Genomic DNA, 17,655 nt, shown 5'->3' with positions numbered 1-17,655 from the left:
GTAAAGCAGATCGCTTTATCTTTTTTTTATTGTATTTATAAATTATAAAATAGATGGACAAACTGCTTTTCGTGCACTATTTTTAAAGAGTAAAAATAAATAATAAAAGGGTGAAAAAATATGAAAGTTGTTCAAACAAGCAATGCACCACAAGCAATTGGACCATATTCACAAGGGATTATTGTAAATAATATGTTTTACAGTTCAGGACAAATTCCGTTAACTGCAAGTGGAGAGCTTGTAGCAGGAGACGTGACAGTACAAACAGAGCAAGTATTTCAAAATTTACAAGCAGTATTAGAAGAAGCAGGTGCTTCATTTGATACAGTAGTAAAAACAACAGTATTCTTAAAAGATATGGATGATTTTAATGCTGTTAATGAAGTATACAGCTCTTATTTCTCTACTCATAAGCCAGCTCGTTCTTGTGTACAAGTAGCAAAATTACCAAAAGATGTTTCAGTTGAAATCGAAGTAATTGCCCTAGTTAAGTAATTCTTTGTAAGCGATAACCTCCACTAATCTCTATATTCAATTACATTAAAAATTTTTATCTTAAAAATTTTTAAAAAATTAAAGGGAAAATAGAAATTTTGTGGAATTTATACAAATATATCGCTTATTTAGAAAAGGGTGGTGAACACAAGATGGAAGTGACTGACGTAAGATTACGCCGCGTAAACACAGAAGGCCGCATGAGAGCAATTGCCTCTATTACTCTAGACCATGAATTTGTTGTTCATGATATTCGTGTAATTGATGGTAATAATGGATTATTTGTAGCAATGCCAAGTAAACGTACTCCAGATGGAGAATTCCGTGACATTGCACATCCAATTAATTCTAATACACGCTCTAAAATTCAAGATGCGGTTTTAACAGAGTATCATCGTTTAGGCGAGTTAGAAGAGGTTGAGTTTGAAGAAGCGGGCGCTTCGTAAAATTCGAATGAAAAGGGCTTTTTAAAGAAATCCCTATAATTTTGCAACAAACTCCTGTAAGCATTTACAGGAGTTTGTTTTTTTTTTGTGGTTTTATCTATTTTTGTACAGAAAATTCTGAATTCATTAAAGTGAAGAGGAAAACTTCTAATTTTTTCAAAATCATTTTAAATAGTATAGCTTATTTCTTAAAAAAGATACTAAAGAGTAAAACATCGTATAAGAATTATGGTAAAATTTAATAGTTAAAATGTGTTTCTTGAAATATATGATGATTTAGGATAATATCGTTAATGGATAAATAGGTTGCGATGGAGGGTCTATATGTCAAACAGATTTGCAGTGATTCTAGCTGCAGGCAAAGGCACACGTATGAAGTCTAAGCTATACAAAGTGCTTCATCCTGTATGTGGAAAACCTATGGTACAACATGTTGTCGATCAAGTAACGCAATTAGGATTGCAGAAACTTGTAACAGTCGTAGGACATGGTGCTGAAATGGTACAAGAACAGCTAGGAAACGTAAGTGAGTTTGCATTACAAGCAGAACAACTTGGTACAGCACATGCTGTAGATCAAGCTGCAAGTGTACTTGCAAACGAAGAAGGAACAACTTTAGTTATTTGTGGTGATACGCCGCTAATAACTGCTGAAACGATGGAAGCGTTGCTTCAGCAACATAAAGAGGCAGGGGCAATGGCAACGGTGCTAACAGCTTACATAGAAGAACCTGCTGGATATGGTCGTATCGTTCGTAATGAGAATGGTCATGTTGAAAAGATTGTTGAGCATAAGGATGCAAATGAGAAAGAATTAGCTATTAAAGAAATCAATACAGGTACGTATTGTTTTGATAATAAAGCTTTATTCGCCTCACTTTCTAAAGTTTCAAATGATAACGTACAAGGTGAATATTACCTGCCAGATGTTATTGAGATTTTAAAAAATGAAGGTCATATCGTATCAGCTTATCAAACAGAGCACTTCGATGAGACGTTAGGTGTTAACGACAGAGTCGCTCTATCGCAAGCGGAAATTATTATGAAAAACCGTATCAACCGAAAGAACATGGTAAATGGTGTTACAATTATTGATCCAAGTAACACGTATATTTCTGCTGATGCAATTATCGGTAGTGATACAGTTCTTCATCCAGGAACAATTATTGAGGGGAATACTGTAATTGGTTCTGATTGTGAAATCGGACCGCATACAGTAATTCGCGATAGTGAAATTGGAGATCGTACGACAATTCGTCAATCTACTGTACATGATAGTAAACTTGGTACAGAAGTATCGGTTGGTCCATTTGCACATATTCGCCCAGATTCAGTTATTGGAGATGAAGTACGCGTTGGAAACTTCGTGGAAATCAAAAAAACTGTTTTCGGTAATAGAAGTAAAGCTTCACACTTAAGTTATATCGGGGATGCACAAGTTGGAGAAGACGTGAATCTTGGTTGTGGTTCAATTACGGTGAACTATGACGGTAAGAATAAATTTAAAACTGTGATTGGTAACGGGGTATTTATTGGATGTAATTCAAACCTTGTTGCTCCTGTAACAGTTGAAGATGGTGCTTATGTGGCAGCAGGCTCTACAATTACAGAGAATGTTCCATCAAAAGCATTATCTGTAGCACGTGCACGTCAAGTTAACAAAGAAGACTATGTTGATCAATTGCTGAATAAGAAAAAATCATAATGTGGAGGGTTAATCTAGATGTCGACTCAATATCTAAATTCTAATTTGAAAGTATTCTCTTTAAACTCTAATAAGGAACTTGCTGAGCAAATTGCAAAGCACATTGGAGTAGGACTAGGAAAATGTTCTGTTGATCGTTTTAGTGATGGAGAAGTTCAAATTAACATTGAAGAAAGTATCCGTGGTTGCGATGTATTCATTATTCAATCTACAAGCTTCCCAGTAAACGAACATATCATGGAATTACTTATTATGATCGATGCATTAAAGCGTGCATCTGCAAAAACAATTAATATTGTTATTCCTTACTATGGTTATGCGCGTCAAGACCGTAAAGCGCGTTCTCGTGAACCAATTACATCGAAACTTGTAGCAAACTTGCTTGAAACAGCAGGTGCAACTCGTGTAATCACTCTAGATTTACATGCTCCACAAATTCAAGGGTTCTTTGATATCCCAATCGACCACCTAATGGGTGTACCGATTCTTTCAGATTACTTTGAAACAAAAGGTCTTAAAGATATCGTAATCGTGTCACCTGACCACGGTGGGGTAACTCGTGCTAGAAAAATGGCAGATCGTCTAAAAGCACCAATCGCTATTATTGATAAGCGTCGCCCTCGTCCGAACGTATCAGAGGTAATGAACATTATCGGTAATATTGAAGGTAAAACAGCAATTTTAATTGATGACATCATTGATACAGCTGGTACAATTACATTAGCAGCAAACGCTCTTGTTGAGAACGGTGCTTCTGAAGTATATGCTTGCTGTACACACCCAGTATTATCTGGTCCAGCAATTGAGCGTATCCAAAACTCAAATATTAAAGAGTTAGTTGTAACAAACTCTATCGTATTACCAGAAGAGAAGAAAATCGACAAAGTACATGAACTTTCAGTTGCTCCACTAATCGGAGAAGCAATCATTCGTGTATACGAAGAAGAATCTGTAAGTGTATTATTCAATTAATTGGATAGAATGAGACGTAACCAAGATTGGTTACGTCTTTTCGTATCGAAAAAAGAAAGTAGTGGTACAAGAATGAAATTGATAGTAGGACTTGGGAACCCGGGTAGAGAATATGAATTAACAAGGCATAATATTGGATTTATGGCGATTGATGAACTTGCAAAGCGTTGGAATATTTCTTTGAATGAACAAAAATTTAAAGGAGTATTTGGTGCAGGATTTGTTAATGGAGAAAAAGTAATCTTATTAAAGCCACTTACATATATGAATTTATCTGGGGAAAGTATTCGACCACTCATGGATTACTATAAAATTGATGTTGAGGACTTCGTTGTTCTGTACGATGATTTAGACATCCCTGTAGGTAAATTACGCCTTCGTATGAAAGGTAGTGCTGGCGGACATAATGGTGTGAAATCAACAATTTCACATTTAGGAACACAAGAGTTTCAACGTATCCGCATGGGAATTGATCGTCCGAAAAATGGCATGAAGGTAGTAGATTACGTATTAGGACGTTTTACATCGGAAGAAATTCCTGATGTGAGTCATTCTATTGAAAAAGCAGCGGATGCATGTGAAGAATGGTTAAATAAACCCTTTCTTCAAATCATGAATACCTTCAATAGTTAAGAGTATGATTGGGAATATTTTGTCTTGTTTTTACCCATACTAGTAGTAATTGGATTTTTAGGAGGCTAGTATGGAAGGGTATTATTATTGCAGACATTGCGGGAGTAATGTAGGCTCCGTTACTGCAGAAAAAGTGTATAGCGACGTTTTATTTCAACTAACAGAGCAAGAAGTAGTAGAGATGATTCATTTTCATGAGAATGGAAATATATATATAAAAACGATTTGTGAATCGTGTCAAGAAACGCTCGCATCTTATCCTGAGTATTATGAATATGAAAAATTTCTGCAATAAAATGTTGTCGCTTTGGCATGTCCAAAGCATTTTTCTGTTTTCTTTTTCCAAAATATTTGCATAAAATATAGTGGCTTGCTCTTTATGTTGAGAGGGGTTTTGAAAATGATAGGTTTATTAGAGCAATTTTATAAAAATGAAGAGATCCAATCGGTTATTAATGGACTAGAAGATGGTTTAAAAGAACAACTTGTATCAGGTATGGCAACCTCTTCTCGTTCGTTATTAATGGCGGCCTTATATAAAAAAACAAAAAAATCACAACTTATTGTGACGCATAATTTATATCAAGCACAAAAAGTGCATGAAGATTTAGTGGCGTTACTTGGTGAAAAAGATGTGTGGTTATACCCAGTAAATGAATTGATAGCATCAGAAATTGGTGTTGCAAGCCCAGAATTGAAGGCGCAACGTATTGAAGTATTGAATCGTTTAGCTGCAGGAGAGAATGGAGTTATTGTAGCACCAGTTGCAGGATTACGCAGATTTTTACCAATGAAAGAATTGTGGAAGAAAAGGCAAATCGAAATCAGTCTAGGGCAAGAGATTGATTTAGATACATTCTTGCATACTTTACATCATATTGGTTATGAGCGTAAGTCAATGGTAGAAGCTCCTGGGGAATTCAGTTTGCGCGGGGGAATATTAGATATTTATCCATTAACTGAAGAGTTACCATTTCGTATTGAATTTTTCGACACAGAAGTTGATTCTATTCGATTATTTGATGTGGATGAACAGCGCTCTCAAGATAAAAAAGAAAGTGTTAGATTTGGTCCAGCAACAGAGTTTTTATTTTCACAGGAAGAATTGAAGTCGGGAATTAAGCATCTTGAGGAAGGCTTGACTAAGACGATGCAAAAACTTTCTGATGATAAATTGAAGACTACAGTGCTTGAGACGGTAAGTCATGAAATTGAGATGTTAAAAAACGGGCAAAGTATAGAACAGATGTTTAAATATTTATCTATTTTCTATAACGAACCTGCTAGTCTGATAGATTATTTACCAGAAGATGGTATTGTTGTTTTAGATGAGATTTCCCGTATTCAAGAAACAGCATCACATCTTGAAACGGAAGAGGCGGAATGGTATATATCACTTCTTGGTGAGGGAACAATTATTCAAGATTTATCTTTCTCACACTCGTTTGAGGAATTTCTTCACCATAAAAAAAGAAGTTTTGTATATTTAACGTTATTCTTACGTCATATAGCACATACACATCCGCAAAACATTGTGAATGTGACATGTAAAACAATGCAAGATTTCCATGGGCAGATGCAGTTGTTGAAAACTGAAATTGATAGATGGAATGAAGGGCATTTTACGACTGTTGTGCTCGGAACTGATGATGAACGTGTAAAAAAACTACAACATATTTTAAGTGATTATGATATTGAGGCTGATATCGTAGAAGGCACAGATATATTATTGCCTGGAAGGTTACAAATTGCTGTAGGTGATTTACATGCAGGGTTTGAAATGCCGATGCAAAAACTTGTTGTCATTACTGAAAAAGAGCTTTTTCATAAGAAAGTTAAAAAATCACAACGTAAGCAAAAGTTATCTAATGCGGAACGTATTAAAAGTTATTCGGAATTAAAAGTTGGAGATTATGTAGTTCATGTAAATCATGGTATAGGTAAATTCTTAGGTATCGAGACATTAGAGATTAATGGTGTTCATAAAGATTACTTGAATATTAAATATCAAGGTAATGATAAGTTATACGTTCCAATTGAACAAATTGATCAAGTGCAAAAATATGTAGGATCTGAAGGTAAGGATCCAAAAGTGTATAAATTGGGCGGGAATGATTGGAAAAAGGTCAAAACGAAAGTTGAAAAATCTGTACAAGACATTGCGGATGACCTAATTAAACTATATGCTGAGCGCGAAGCTTCAAAGGGTTATGCATATACACCAGATACGGCAGAACAACAAGAATTTGAATCTTCTTTCCCATATCAAGAGACAGATGATCAATTACGTTCTATTGAAGAGATTAAGAAAGATATGGAACGTGGACGTCCGATGGATAGGCTTCTTTGTGGTGATGTAGGATATGGAAAGACGGAAGTAGCTATCCGTGCGGCATTTAAGGCAATTATGGATGAAAAACAAGTTGCAATTTTAGTGCCGACAACGATCCTTGCACAACAACACTATGAAACAATTCGAGAGCGTTTTCAAGATTATCCAATCAATATAGGATTATTAAGTAGATTCCGTACGAGAAAACAGCAAAATGAAACAATTAAAGGCTTAAAAGATGGTACGGTAGATATCGTAATCGGAACGCATCGTATTTTATCTAAAGATGTTACTTATAAAGATTTAGGTCTTCTTATTATTGATGAAGAACAAAGGTTTGGTGTAACGCATAAAGAAAAAATTAAACAATTAAAAGCAAATGTTGACGTATTAACATTAACGGCAACTCCGATTCCGCGTACACTGCATATGTCTATGCTTGGTGTGCGTGACTTATCTGTTATTGAGACACCACCAGAAAATCGTTTCCCAGTCCAAACGTATGTAGTAGAGTATAATCCCGCATTAATGCGAGAAGCGATAGAGCGAGAGCTTGCAAGGGGAGGTCAAATTTACTTCTTATATAACCGTGTGGAGGATATTGAAAGAAAAGCAGATGAAATTTCGATGTTAGTTCCAGACGCTCGTGTAACATACGCACACGGGAAAATGAATGAAGGTGAATTAGAGTCTGTTATGCTATCGTTTTTAGAGGGGCAGCATGATGTTCTTGTAAGTACAACAATTATTGAGACGGGTGTAGATATTCCGAATGTAAATACATTAATTGTATTTGATGCAGATCGTATGGGATTATCACAGTTGTATCAGCTTCGTGGTCGTGTTGGACGTTCTAATCGCGTCGCGTATGCATACTTTGCATACAAACGCGATAAAGTGTTATCGGAAGTTGCAGAGAGGCGTCTGCAGGCAATTAAAGAGTTTACAGAGCTTGGATCTGGTTTCAAAATTGCGATGAGAGACTTATCCATTCGTGGTGCAGGTAACTTGTTAGGAGCCGAACAGCATGGATTTATTGATTCTGTCGGATTTGATCTATATTCTCAAATGTTAAAAGATGCAATTGAACAGCGTAGAGGAACAGATGGGGTTGAAAATACAGTTAATGTTGAAATTGATTTAGAAGTAGATGCATATTTACCAGATGCTTATATTTCAGATAGTAAACAAAAAATTATGATGTATAAACAGTTTAGAGGTATTTCTGCAATTGAGGATATTGAAGAGTTGCAGGAAGAGATGATAGATAGATTTGGTGATTACCCGCAAGAAGTTGGTTACTTATTGCAAATTGCAAATATTAAAGTATTGGCAATGAAAGAACAAATTGAGTTAATTAAGCAAAATAAATTTGAAGTAACAATTCTGTTCTCAGAACAAGCAAGTCAAAATATTGATGGCGGAAAATTATTCATGCTTGGAAATAGTTTTGGACGTATGATCGGTCTAGGGATGGAAGGGTCACAATTGAAAATCGTTATGAAAACAAATGGCTTAGAGACATCGAAGTGGTTAACAATTGCTGAAAATTTATTAAAAGGCCTACCAGATGTGAAAAAAGAAGTCATAAATGCCTAATATAAGATAAAAAATACAATTCGGCGTGCATAGAAGAACTAATGTGTAAAATACTATGTCTAACAGTTGGTGATTTTTACATGAACAGGTAAATTCACCACTTTGATCATCAGTAGAAAGTGAGGCAGCATTAGAATGAAAGCAACTGGAATCGTACGTCGAATTGATGATTTAGGTAGGGTAGTAATCCCGAAGGAAATTCGTAGAACTTTACGTATTCGAGAAGGAGACCCACTAGAAATATTTGTTGATCGCGATGGAGAAGTGATTTTGAAAAAATATTCTCCAATTAGTGAACTAGGTAATTTTGCAAAGGAATATACGGAAGCTTTATACGATAGCTTAGGACATAATGTGCTTGTATGCGATCGTGATTCTATTATCGCAGTAGCGGGCGTATCTAAAAAAGAATACTTAAATAAAAGTGTTGGCGATTTAATTGAGAAGACAATGGAAGAGCGTAAGTCTGTAATTATGACAGATGAAAGCGAAATTTCAATTATTGATGGAGTAACAGAAAAAGTGAATTCCTATACAATTGGCCCGATTGTTGCGAATGGGGATCCAATTGGAGCTGTTGTTATCTTCTCTAAAGAGGCTATTATAAGTGAAGTAGAGCATAAGTCAGTAAATACAGCTGCAAGCTTTTTAGCGAAACAAATGGAGCAGTAAGGCTATATCGAATTTTAGAAGTAGCAATCTTTCCTAATTATGATATTTCTTCTTGAGAAATCAATTATTTGGAGATATATGTATATCGAAAAAAGGTAGCGCTTTGCTACCTTTTTTCGTTGAATATTTCTATCATTGCACGAGCGTATTATTACTCGTGTAGGTAAGGAAGCTTGTCCTTTTCTTTATGATATAATACGAGGGGTGAGAATAGAAAAAGGAGTTTTCTTGTATGGAATCGAAGAAGTATCAAGCCTTTTGGCGTGGGGCCATTATATTAACAATCGCAAGTTTTGTTACAAAGGTACTAAGCGCTTTTTACCGTATTCCATATCAAAATATAGCGGGTGATATTGGTTTTTATATTTACCAACAAATTTATCCGTTTTATGGATTTTGTTTAATTTTAGCTACTTATGGGTTCCCCATTATAATTTCAAAAATGGTTGCGGAACGATTAGAGCGAGGGAAACAACAAGAAGCAGAAGAAATTATTTGTGTATCTTTTTGGTTTTTGTTAGTAATTGGTTTCATAGGCTTTTTTACATTGTTTTTTGGTGCCGAAGCAATTGCAACAGCCATGGGCGATATACACTTAGATAAGTTATTACGTGTTATTTCATTTTCATTCATATTGATGCCGTTTTTATCTGTAGCAAGAGGGTATTTTCAGGGGTTCAATAATATGATGCCAACAGCTGTTTCTCAAGTGATAGAACAAACGATTCGTGTTTCTATTATTGTATTTTTATCTCTATTCCTAATTGCTCGCGGATTTGATTTATATACGGTCGGTGCAGGTGCTATGTTAGGTTCAATCGCAGGCGGACTGATTGGGATTATTGTACTTGTAATTTATATGCGTCATGACTTTCGTTCTATATTTTTCAAGAATGTAAAGAGAATTAAGGGGAAAAAGAGAATCATTAAAATTCTGTTTTGGCAGGGATTGGCGATTTGTATTAGTAACTTAGTGCTTATTTTTATACAAATGGCTGATTCTGTTTCCTTCTATTCCTTACTTATTAGGGCAGGAGAGCAAGCTGAAAGTGCAAAGGTATTAAAAGGTGTTTACGACAGAAGTATCCCGCTTATGCAATTAGGTACTGTCGTGACAACTTCTTTCTCGTTGTCACTTATTCCAATTATTACAGCGGCGAAGGAAAGAGGAGATCTTTCCTTTATTCGAGAAAAGGTAAAGTTAGCAATGAAAATAACATTTGTTATTGGATTTGCAGCTGCCATTGGATTAACTTGTATTATTCAGCCTACGAATATTATGTTGTTTGAAAATAGTGATGGATCAGATGTTTTATCCATTTTATCTTTATCTATTTTATTTAGTTCATTGTCGATTACAACTGCTTCTATTTTGCAAGGGTTAGGGCAAACATTAAAACCAGCAATATTCGTTATATTTGGGGGTTGTTTAAAGTTAGCTTTAAATTATATGTTAATGCCATATTTTGGTGTGAAGGGAGCTGCAATTGCAACGCTAGTTGCGTTAATTGTAATTTCTGTGCTAAATAGTGCATTACTTATGCAAGCTGTATCCGAAGCTCTTATCGATAAGCGTAATATGCTAGGTGTAGTTATTAGTGGTATCGGTATGGGGTTTGTATTAATAATGTTTATACGTGTGATGCAAATGTCTGGATTAGTAATTGATACAAGGCATAGAGGAATTGCAACAATTGAGGCATTGTTAGGTGTAGTTATCGGTGGATTAACATATGTGTTTTTAATTTTAAAATTACGTGTATTTACAAAAGCGGAAATAGGAACCGTTATGAAAAAAGAGAAAAAAGAAGGTTCATTGAAGAAGAGTGGATAGAGGTGGCAGGTTGTGAGTGGAATCATTACTATTTTAGGATTAGGTGCTGGTGAGTTAGATCAGTTAACGATGGGTGTATATCGAAAAATAAAAGAAGCAGATCACATGTTTGTTAGAACGAAGGAACATCCCGTTATAGAAGAGTTGGAGAAAGAAGGTATACAATATACAGCCTTTGACAGTGTATATGAAGCACATGATACATTTGAAATTGTATATGAAACAATCGCGAATACATTGCTAGAACAAGCTGAAGGCACAGAAATCATCTATGCCGTGCCAGGGCATCCGCTTGTAGCGGAAAGAACGGTTCAGCTACTGTTGGAAAAAGGCGAAGTAGCGAATGTTGAAGTGCGCATTGAAGGTGGACAAAGTTTCCTTGATCCTATGTTTGCGAGTCTAAAGATTGATCCGATTGAAGGATTCCAATTAATTGACGCCACATCATTTGAAAGAGGACAATTAGAATTACGTCAACATTTAATCTTTTGCCAAGTATATGATGCATTCGTTGCGTCTGATGTGAAATTAACATTAATGGAGATGCTATCAGATGATTATGAAGTGTATATCGTAACAGCTGCAGGGACTTCATTTGAACAAGTTAAAAAGGTACCGTTGTACATGTTAGATCATGAAACAGAGTTGAATAATTTAACGAGTGTATATGTACCACCAGTTAAAGAACGTGCGTCCTTGTATCAACAGTTTGATGTGCTTAGAGAAATTATTGCAGACCTTCGTGGACCGAATGGTTGTCCGTGGGATAAAAAGCAAACACATCAATCTTTAAAGAAGTATTTAATTGAGGAAGCTTATGAAGTGTTGGAAGCAATTGATGAAGAGGATGATGATCACTTAGTAGAAGAACTGGGTGATATATTATTACAAGTTATGTTGCATGCTCAAATCGGGGAGGATGAAGGTTGGTTCTCTATAGATGATATTATTCGAACTTTATCTGAGAAAATGGTTCGCCGCCACCCGCATGTATTTGGGAATACGGATGTAAATAATGCCGATGAAGTAATTGCGAATTGGGAAGAAATTAAAAAACAAGAAAAAGGATTCGTGAAAGAATCTGTTTTAAATGGGGTTCCAAAAAGTTTGCCCCAGTTACTACGCGCCTATGAAATCCAGAAAAAAGCTGGCAAAGTTGGTTTCGATTGGGTTGAAGTACAACCGATGATAGAGAAAGCCTTAGAAGAATGGCAAGAGTTCCAACAAGAAGTTACAAATATGGATGAGGCGAAAATGTTAGGTGAATTTGGCGATTTACTATTTGCGTTTGTGAATATAGCTCGTCATTATAAAATAGATCCCGAAGAGGCGTTACGTTCAACGAATGAGAAATTCGTCGGTCGTTTTTTATACATGGAAGCAAAGGTAGCTGAAATGAATAAAGAGATGCAAGATTTATCATTAGAGCAGTTAGATGTTTTATGGGAAGAGGCAAAACAAACAGAGCGTTAATAGGGGGATTTGATATGCGTCTAGATAAGTTTTTAAAAGTATCACGTTTAATTAAAAGAAGAACATTAGCGAAAGAAGTAGCTGATCAAGGAAGAATATCAATTAATGGTCAAGTGGCAAAAGCGAGTTCAGATGTGAAAGTAGCTGATGAATTAACAATTCGTTTTGGTCAAAAAATAGTAACTGTAAAAATAAACGAATTGAAAGAAACGACTAAAAAAGAAGATGCAGCAAATATGTATAGTTTAGTTCGCGAAGAAAAAGTAAAGGCTGAAGAAGGCTTGTTCTAAAATCAATTATCCCTTCATACATTACTATTAGCTAGTATAAATCTATGGGGGGATTTACGTGAATAATGGTTACTCACCTATGTCTTCTAATCAACAAAATGTTTCGGTAGAGCATGATATTATTATGCGTGGCAGGCGTGTAATTGATATTACCGGTGTAAAGCAGGTAGAGAGTTTTGATAGCGAGGAGTTTTTACTTGAGACCGTAATGGGTTTTTTAACAATTCGTGGTCAAAATTTGCAAATGAAAAATTTAGATGTAGAAAAAGGTGTTGTATCGATTAAAGGGAAAGTTCATGAGATGCTGTATATTGATGAGAATCAAGGGGAGAAAACTAAAGGATTCTTTAGTAAGTTGTTTAAATGAGTCTAACAATTCAGTTGTATACGATGCTCTCAATGATCGGAATGGGTGCTTGGATTGGAGCGTCTTTAGATACATACCAACGATTTTTAAAGCGGCAAGAACGTAAACGTTGGCTTGTATTTATACATGATATACTATTTTGGATTGTCCAAGCATTATTCGTTTTTTATGTATTGCTTCTTGTAAATGAAGCTGAACTACGTATATATGTATTTTTGGCATTATTATGTGGTTTTGCGGCGTATCAAAGCTTATTGAAAGCACTATACATGAAACTGTTAAATTTTCTCATCTATATTTTTATGCAAACAACACATTTTTTTGTTCAAATTATAAAGCTACTCATGATAAAACCTGTTATTATTATAGCGCAGCTATTTATTGCATTTATATTATTCTTATTTCGTATACTGCTTTCAATTGGACATGTGTTATGGAAAATGGTGATTTGGATATTACTTTTCATATGGAAAGTTTTTTTCTGGCCTGTTCGATTTATTGCTTCGCTCATATGGAAACTTCTCCCTAATCGTGTTAAACTTTTTATAATGAAACATGTAGGGTTCCTGCAATATATAGCAAAATTGAAGGGACACATCTTCCAATTATGGGAGCGTATAAAAAAGAAGTTAGGGGGACCTCGGAAATGAGGGAACTGAGACAAAGAACAATCGAAAAACAGAGTCCAAATCCTGTTAAAGAGCATATAATACAAACGGATGAGAACAGGAAGCGACTTTATCGCCGTTTAGCGGTTTTTCTTGTCTTTGCTTTTACAATTATTGCGAGTATTAGTGTAACGTTTTATCAACAAAACAGTTCCATTAGAGCAAAAGAAGCAAAAGTTAAGGACATGAAAAAAGAACTGGATTCATTAACGAATAAAGAAAAAAGTCTAAAAGACGAAGTTCAAAAGTTAAATGATGAAGAGTACGTATTAAAGATTGCTAGAAGGGATTATTTCTTCTCTGGAAAAGGGGAGATAATTTTTCCTGTTTCTAAGTAGAGTATGTCTTATTGACACTATATTTTAGGATTATATATAATAAAGTAAAATTTGACTTTTTAACCACTAAGGAGGAGCATTTTTTTTATGTCAATCGAGGTAGGCAGCAAGTTACAGGGTAAAGTAACAGGTATTACAAATTTTGGGGCTTTTGTGGAGCTGCCAGAAGGCTTAACGGGTCTTGTTCATATTAGTGAAGTTGCTGATAATTATGTGAAAGATATTAACGATCACTTAAAAGTGGGCGACCAAGTAGAAGTAAAAGTTATTAACGTTGAAAAAGATGGTAAGATCGGTCTATCTATTAAAAAAGCGAAAGAGCGTGAAAAAACAGAAGGAGATCGTCCACGTGGTGAGTACCAACGCAGTGGCGGTGGCGATCAACAACGTTCTGGACGTCCACAACGTAATCGTTCTTTCAACAGAGATAACCGTGGCGGCGGTAACGAACGAGCTCCAAAAGAAACATTCGAGCAAAAGATGGCACGTTTCTTAAAGGATAGTGAAGATCGTTTAACTTCTTTAAAGCGTAACACAGAATCTAAACGTGGTGGCCGTGGCGCACGTCGCGGATAATAAGAACGTTTAATTCTTAGCATATAGAGAGGTACCCAGGGCGATTGCTCGGGGTGCTTTTTTATATGTGAAAATATATTTTGAAAAAAGTTTTCAAGATGTGTTGACTTTAAAATATATATGAGGTAAGATACTAATTGTCCGTTAAATAAGACGACATGGCGGTGTAGCTCAGCTGGCTAGAGCGTACGGTTCATACCCGTGAGGTCGGGGGTTCGATCCCCTCCGCCGCTATATTTAATTTAACGGCCCGTTGGTCAAGTGGTTAAGACACCGCCCTTTCACGGCGGTAACACGGGTTCGAATCCCGTACGGGTCATCCTAAAAAGATCATGCAAATTTGCATGATCTTTTTTTGTTAAATAAATTAAGACATACAAAACTTCTACAAAATCACCCTATATTTTCCGAATCTTCAATTAAAATAGTCAGAATAAATTACATACCGTGTATATATGTAGAGTTATTTCGAATAAAAAGTCGAAAGATTATAAAAGTGAAAACTGTTGTTTTGACAAAAATCCCAATAATCATCTTTTATAATGACAGTAATTAAACTATGCAGGTGGTGTTAAAAATATGCCTAAAGCAGGAAGGAATACTATGAATACAAGTGCATTGGCAATGAATGAGAGTCAGCTTGGAGCAGTAAAGTGGACGAGTAAGTTGCGAATGAAGTTTGAACAGGTTTTCTTTAGATGGGGATTTATTATTGTTGTTATTGGTTTTCTTTTGGGACGAGCATATATATTAACAAACATTTTACCGTTTGCACTGCCGTTTTTTGCTGCTGTTTATGTTATGAAGCGGGATAAAATGCCGCTCGCGTTCTTGGCTCTTATGGGGGGCGCACTTTCAGTTTCGATAGATAATTTATTCTTTACCTTTGCATCTATTTTTACTTTCTTCATTTATAATATCTTCTTTAGTCGATTTACACGTAAAACTGTTGGACTTGTTCCATTTCAAGTATTTATCTCCGCATTAACCGCACATTTAGTTGTCGTATATTTCGCGCAACAAACTGTCACCATGTACGATTTACTCGTTAGTACGATTGAGGCAGGGCTTAGCTTCGTATTAACTATGATATTTTTACAAAGTGTTCCGCTTTTAGTAGAACGAAAAGGTAAACAACAAGCGCTAGAGACAGAAGAAATTGTTTGTTTAATTATATTACTAGCATCTGTTTTAACAGGTACAACAGATTGGTTTGTATATGACGCTTCTATTCAACATATTTTTACTAGGTATTTAGTGCTCGTGTTTGCATTTATCGCGGGGGCTGCTACAGGATCTACAGTGGGGGTCGTCACTGGATTAATATTAAGTTTAGCCAATGTCTCCAGTTTGTCTCAACTTAGTCTACTTGCTTTTTCTGGGTTGCTTGGTGGTTTGTTAAAAGAAGGGAAGCGTTTAGGTGTTAGTTTAGGTTTATTAATTGGGACGAGCTTGATTACGCTATATGTAGACAAGCAAACAAACATTGTGACAACTTTAATTGAATCTGGTGTGGCGATTGTGTTCTTCTTATTAACACCGAAACTTGTTATGGATCGTATTGCTAAATTCATGCCAGGTACACAGGAACATTCGCAAGATCAACAACAGTATTTAAGAAGGATGCGTGATGTTACAGCGAATAAAATTAATCAATTTGCCAATGTATTTGCTGCTTTATCTAATAGCTTTTCTGTATATGGATATGTGGAGGAGGAAGATAAAGAGACAGAAGCAGATTTGTTCTTAAGTACAATTACTGCAAAAACATGTCAAACATGCTTTAAAAAGGATCAATGCTGGGTAGTTAATTTCGACAAAACGTACGATTATATGAAACAAATAATGAGTGAAACGGAAGAGGGAACGTTGCAGCATAATCGGAAGTTAGTTCGTGAATGGGACAAGCATTGTGTGAGAGGGAAGAAAGTGACGGATTTAGTAGCGGGTGAATTAGATCACTTCTATGAAGGACAAAAATTACGAAAACAAATGAAAGAAAACCGTAGAATAGTAGCAGAGCAACTATTAGGTGTATCAAAAGTTATGGAGGATTTTGCTAAGGAGATCCAAAGAGAACGAGAAAATCATCAAGTGCAGGAAGAACAGATTATGCATGCATTTCGTGATTTTGGCGTAGAAGTAGAGCATGTTGATATATATTGTTTAGATAGAGGAAGTATTGATATTGAAATGTTGATTCCAGTTGCATCTAATGAACATGGAGAATGTGAAAAGTTAGTTGCGCCGATGCTTTCTGATATTCTAAAGGAAAATATTGTTGTTAAACATGAAGAAAAATCTTCTTATCCGAACGGCCACAGCTTAATATCATTTGGTTCGGCAAAAACGTATTCTCTTGATACTGGGTTGGCCACGGCTGCAAAAGGCGGTGGGTTTGTTTCTGGTGACTCTTATGCGATGATGGATTTAAGTGTTGGTAAATATGCGCTTGCAATTAGTGATGGTATGGGGAATGGGCAAAGAGCTCATATGGAGAGTAAAGAAACGGTAAAATTATTACAAAAAATACTTCAATCAGGCATTGATGAGGAAATAGCGATTAAATCTATCAATTCTATTCTTTCTTTAAGAACAACAGAAGAGATGTTTACGACGTTAGATTTAGCTATGGTGGATTTGCGGGATGCGAGTGCGAAATTTTTAAAGATTGGATCGACACCGAGTTTTGTTAAACGCGCGAATAATATTTTGAAAATTGAGGCAAGTAATTTGCCGATGGGGATTATTGAGGATGTTGAAGTTGATGTAGTAGGTGAACAATTAAAAACGGGCGATATCCTTATTATGATGAGCGATGGGATTTTCGAGGGAGCGCAACATGTAGAAAATCATGAACTATGGATGAAACGAAAAATTAAAGAATTACAAACCGAAGATCCGCAAGAAATTGCTGATATCATTATGGAAGAGGTCATTCGCTCTTGTGATGGTTATATAAATGACGATATGACTATCGTTGTGGCGAAAGTGAAGAAAAATATGCCGAAGTGGGCTACAATTCCAATTGTAGGAATGCAGGCACAATAAACTTTAAGTGTGATGTTTCTTTCTAAAAACCTAGGTGGATGCCTAGGTTTTTTTACTTTAAAAGATAATGTTATTATTTTTGTGAATATGTACGGATGATGTAAGATAAAAATGTAATTTTTGTATATCTTTTTTTTGCACAATGTTTGTAAAAGTTGTACCATTATAAACAAGGTAACTAACGTTGCTGTTCTTGTTTAATGAA

General features: G+C 35.6%; 16 protein-coding genes and 2 tRNA genes. All 18 read left to right on the top strand.

Features of this window, described 5'->3' with window-relative positions; genetic code table 11:
• Positions 1-120: 120 nt before the first annotated feature.
• The 18 genes from MKO96_RS28470 (at position 121) to spoIIE (ending at position 17,450) form a co-directional block, all read left to right on the top strand.
• Positions 121-495, top strand: a complete 375-nt coding sequence (locus MKO96_RS28470) for a RidA family protein (RefSeq protein ID WP_048562634.1) — start codon at positions 121-123, stop codon at positions 493-495.
• 152 nt (positions 496-647) lie between these two features.
• The gene (spoVG, locus tag MKO96_RS28465; RefSeq protein ID WP_000454042.1) at positions 648-941 is read left to right on the top strand and encodes a septation regulator SpoVG; all 294 of its coding nucleotides are present in this window, start codon (positions 648-650) and stop codon (positions 939-941) included.
• Between the two features lie 324 nt (positions 942-1,265).
• On the top strand, positions 1,266-2,645 hold the full coding sequence (gene glmU, locus MKO96_RS28460) for a bifunctional UDP-N-acetylglucosamine diphosphorylase/glucosamine-1-phosphate N-acetyltransferase GlmU (protein WP_000071045.1): 1,380 nt from the start codon (positions 1,266-1,268) through the stop codon (positions 2,643-2,645).
• Between the two features lie 18 nt (positions 2,646-2,663).
• Positions 2,664-3,617 (top strand): ribose-phosphate diphosphokinase, encoded by a 954-nt coding sequence (locus MKO96_RS28455; protein WP_000107420.1) that lies wholly within the window; start codon positions 2,664-2,666, stop codon positions 3,615-3,617.
• 72 nt (positions 3,618-3,689) lie between these two features.
• Entirely contained in the window at positions 3,690-4,250 is a 561-nt protein-coding gene (gene pth / locus MKO96_RS28450; RefSeq protein WP_080377450.1) for an aminoacyl-tRNA hydrolase, read from the top strand.
• A 70-nt stretch (positions 4,251-4,320) separates the two neighbouring features.
• Positions 4,321-4,545 carry an anti-sigma-F factor Fin family protein gene (locus MKO96_RS28445; RefSeq protein ID WP_000399441.1) on the top strand — a complete coding sequence of 75 codons (225 nt, stop codon included), beginning with the start codon at positions 4,321-4,323 and terminating at the stop codon, positions 4,543-4,545.
• Positions 4,546-4,650: 105 nt separating this feature from the next.
• Complete coding sequence (mfd, locus tag MKO96_RS28440; RefSeq protein WP_087979104.1) at positions 4,651-8,181, top strand: transcription-repair coupling factor; 3,531 nt, start codon at positions 4,651-4,653, stop codon at positions 8,179-8,181.
• Between the two features lie 135 nt (positions 8,182-8,316).
• Complete coding sequence (gene spoVT, locus MKO96_RS28435; protein ID WP_087979105.1) at positions 8,317-8,853, top strand: stage V sporulation protein T; 537 nt, start codon at positions 8,317-8,319, stop codon at positions 8,851-8,853.
• A gap of 232 nt (positions 8,854-9,085) precedes the next feature.
• Positions 9,086-10,687 carry a putative polysaccharide biosynthesis protein gene (locus tag MKO96_RS28430; protein ID WP_087979106.1) on the top strand — a complete coding sequence of 534 codons (1,602 nt, stop codon included), beginning with the start codon at positions 9,086-9,088 and terminating at the stop codon, positions 10,685-10,687.
• 12 nt (positions 10,688-10,699) lie between these two features.
• Entirely contained in the window at positions 10,700-12,160 is a 1,461-nt protein-coding gene (gene yabN, locus MKO96_RS28425) for a bifunctional methyltransferase/pyrophosphohydrolase YabN (protein WP_087979107.1), read from the top strand.
• 14 nt (positions 12,161-12,174) lie between these two features.
• Positions 12,175-12,450, top strand: coding sequence for an RNA-binding S4 domain-containing protein (locus MKO96_RS28420; protein WP_001234876.1), 276 nt, complete (start codon positions 12,175-12,177; stop codon positions 12,448-12,450).
• A gap of 58 nt (positions 12,451-12,508) precedes the next feature.
• Entirely contained in the window at positions 12,509-12,817 is a 309-nt protein-coding gene (yabP, locus tag MKO96_RS28415; RefSeq protein WP_001059101.1) for a sporulation protein YabP, read from the top strand.
• Complete coding sequence (gene yabQ / locus MKO96_RS28410; RefSeq protein WP_016085301.1) at positions 12,814-13,467, top strand: spore cortex biosynthesis protein YabQ; 654 nt, start codon at positions 12,814-12,816, stop codon at positions 13,465-13,467. The genes yabP and yabQ overlap by 4 nt, the downstream gene beginning before the upstream one ends.
• Positions 13,464-13,823 carry a cell division protein DivIC gene (divIC, locus tag MKO96_RS28405; protein WP_001208737.1) on the top strand — a complete coding sequence of 120 codons (360 nt, stop codon included), beginning with the start codon at positions 13,464-13,466 and terminating at the stop codon, positions 13,821-13,823. Before yabQ ends, divIC begins: the two co-directional genes overlap by 4 nt.
• Positions 13,824-13,910: 87 nt before the next feature.
• Complete coding sequence (locus MKO96_RS28400; protein ID WP_087979108.1) at positions 13,911-14,399, top strand: S1 domain-containing RNA-binding protein; 489 nt, start codon at positions 13,911-13,913, stop codon at positions 14,397-14,399.
• 160 nt (positions 14,400-14,559) lie between these two features.
• Positions 14,560-14,633, top strand: a tRNA-Met gene (locus tag MKO96_RS28395).
• Between the two features lie 13 nt (positions 14,634-14,646).
• Positions 14,647-14,718, top strand: a tRNA-Glu gene (locus MKO96_RS28390).
• A 260-nt stretch (positions 14,719-14,978) separates the two neighbouring features.
• Positions 14,979-17,450, top strand: coding sequence for a stage II sporulation protein E (spoIIE, locus tag MKO96_RS28385; protein ID WP_240589296.1), 2,472 nt, complete (start codon positions 14,979-14,981; stop codon positions 17,448-17,450).
• Positions 17,451-17,655 lie beyond the last annotated feature (205 nt).

It is taken from the genome of Bacillus sp. ES1-5, from assembly GCF_022487605.1.
GTDB lineage: Bacteria > Bacillota > Bacilli > Bacillales > Bacillaceae_G > Bacillus_A > Bacillus_A wiedmannii.
This window is presented reverse-complemented; position numbering and strand designations above follow the sequence as displayed.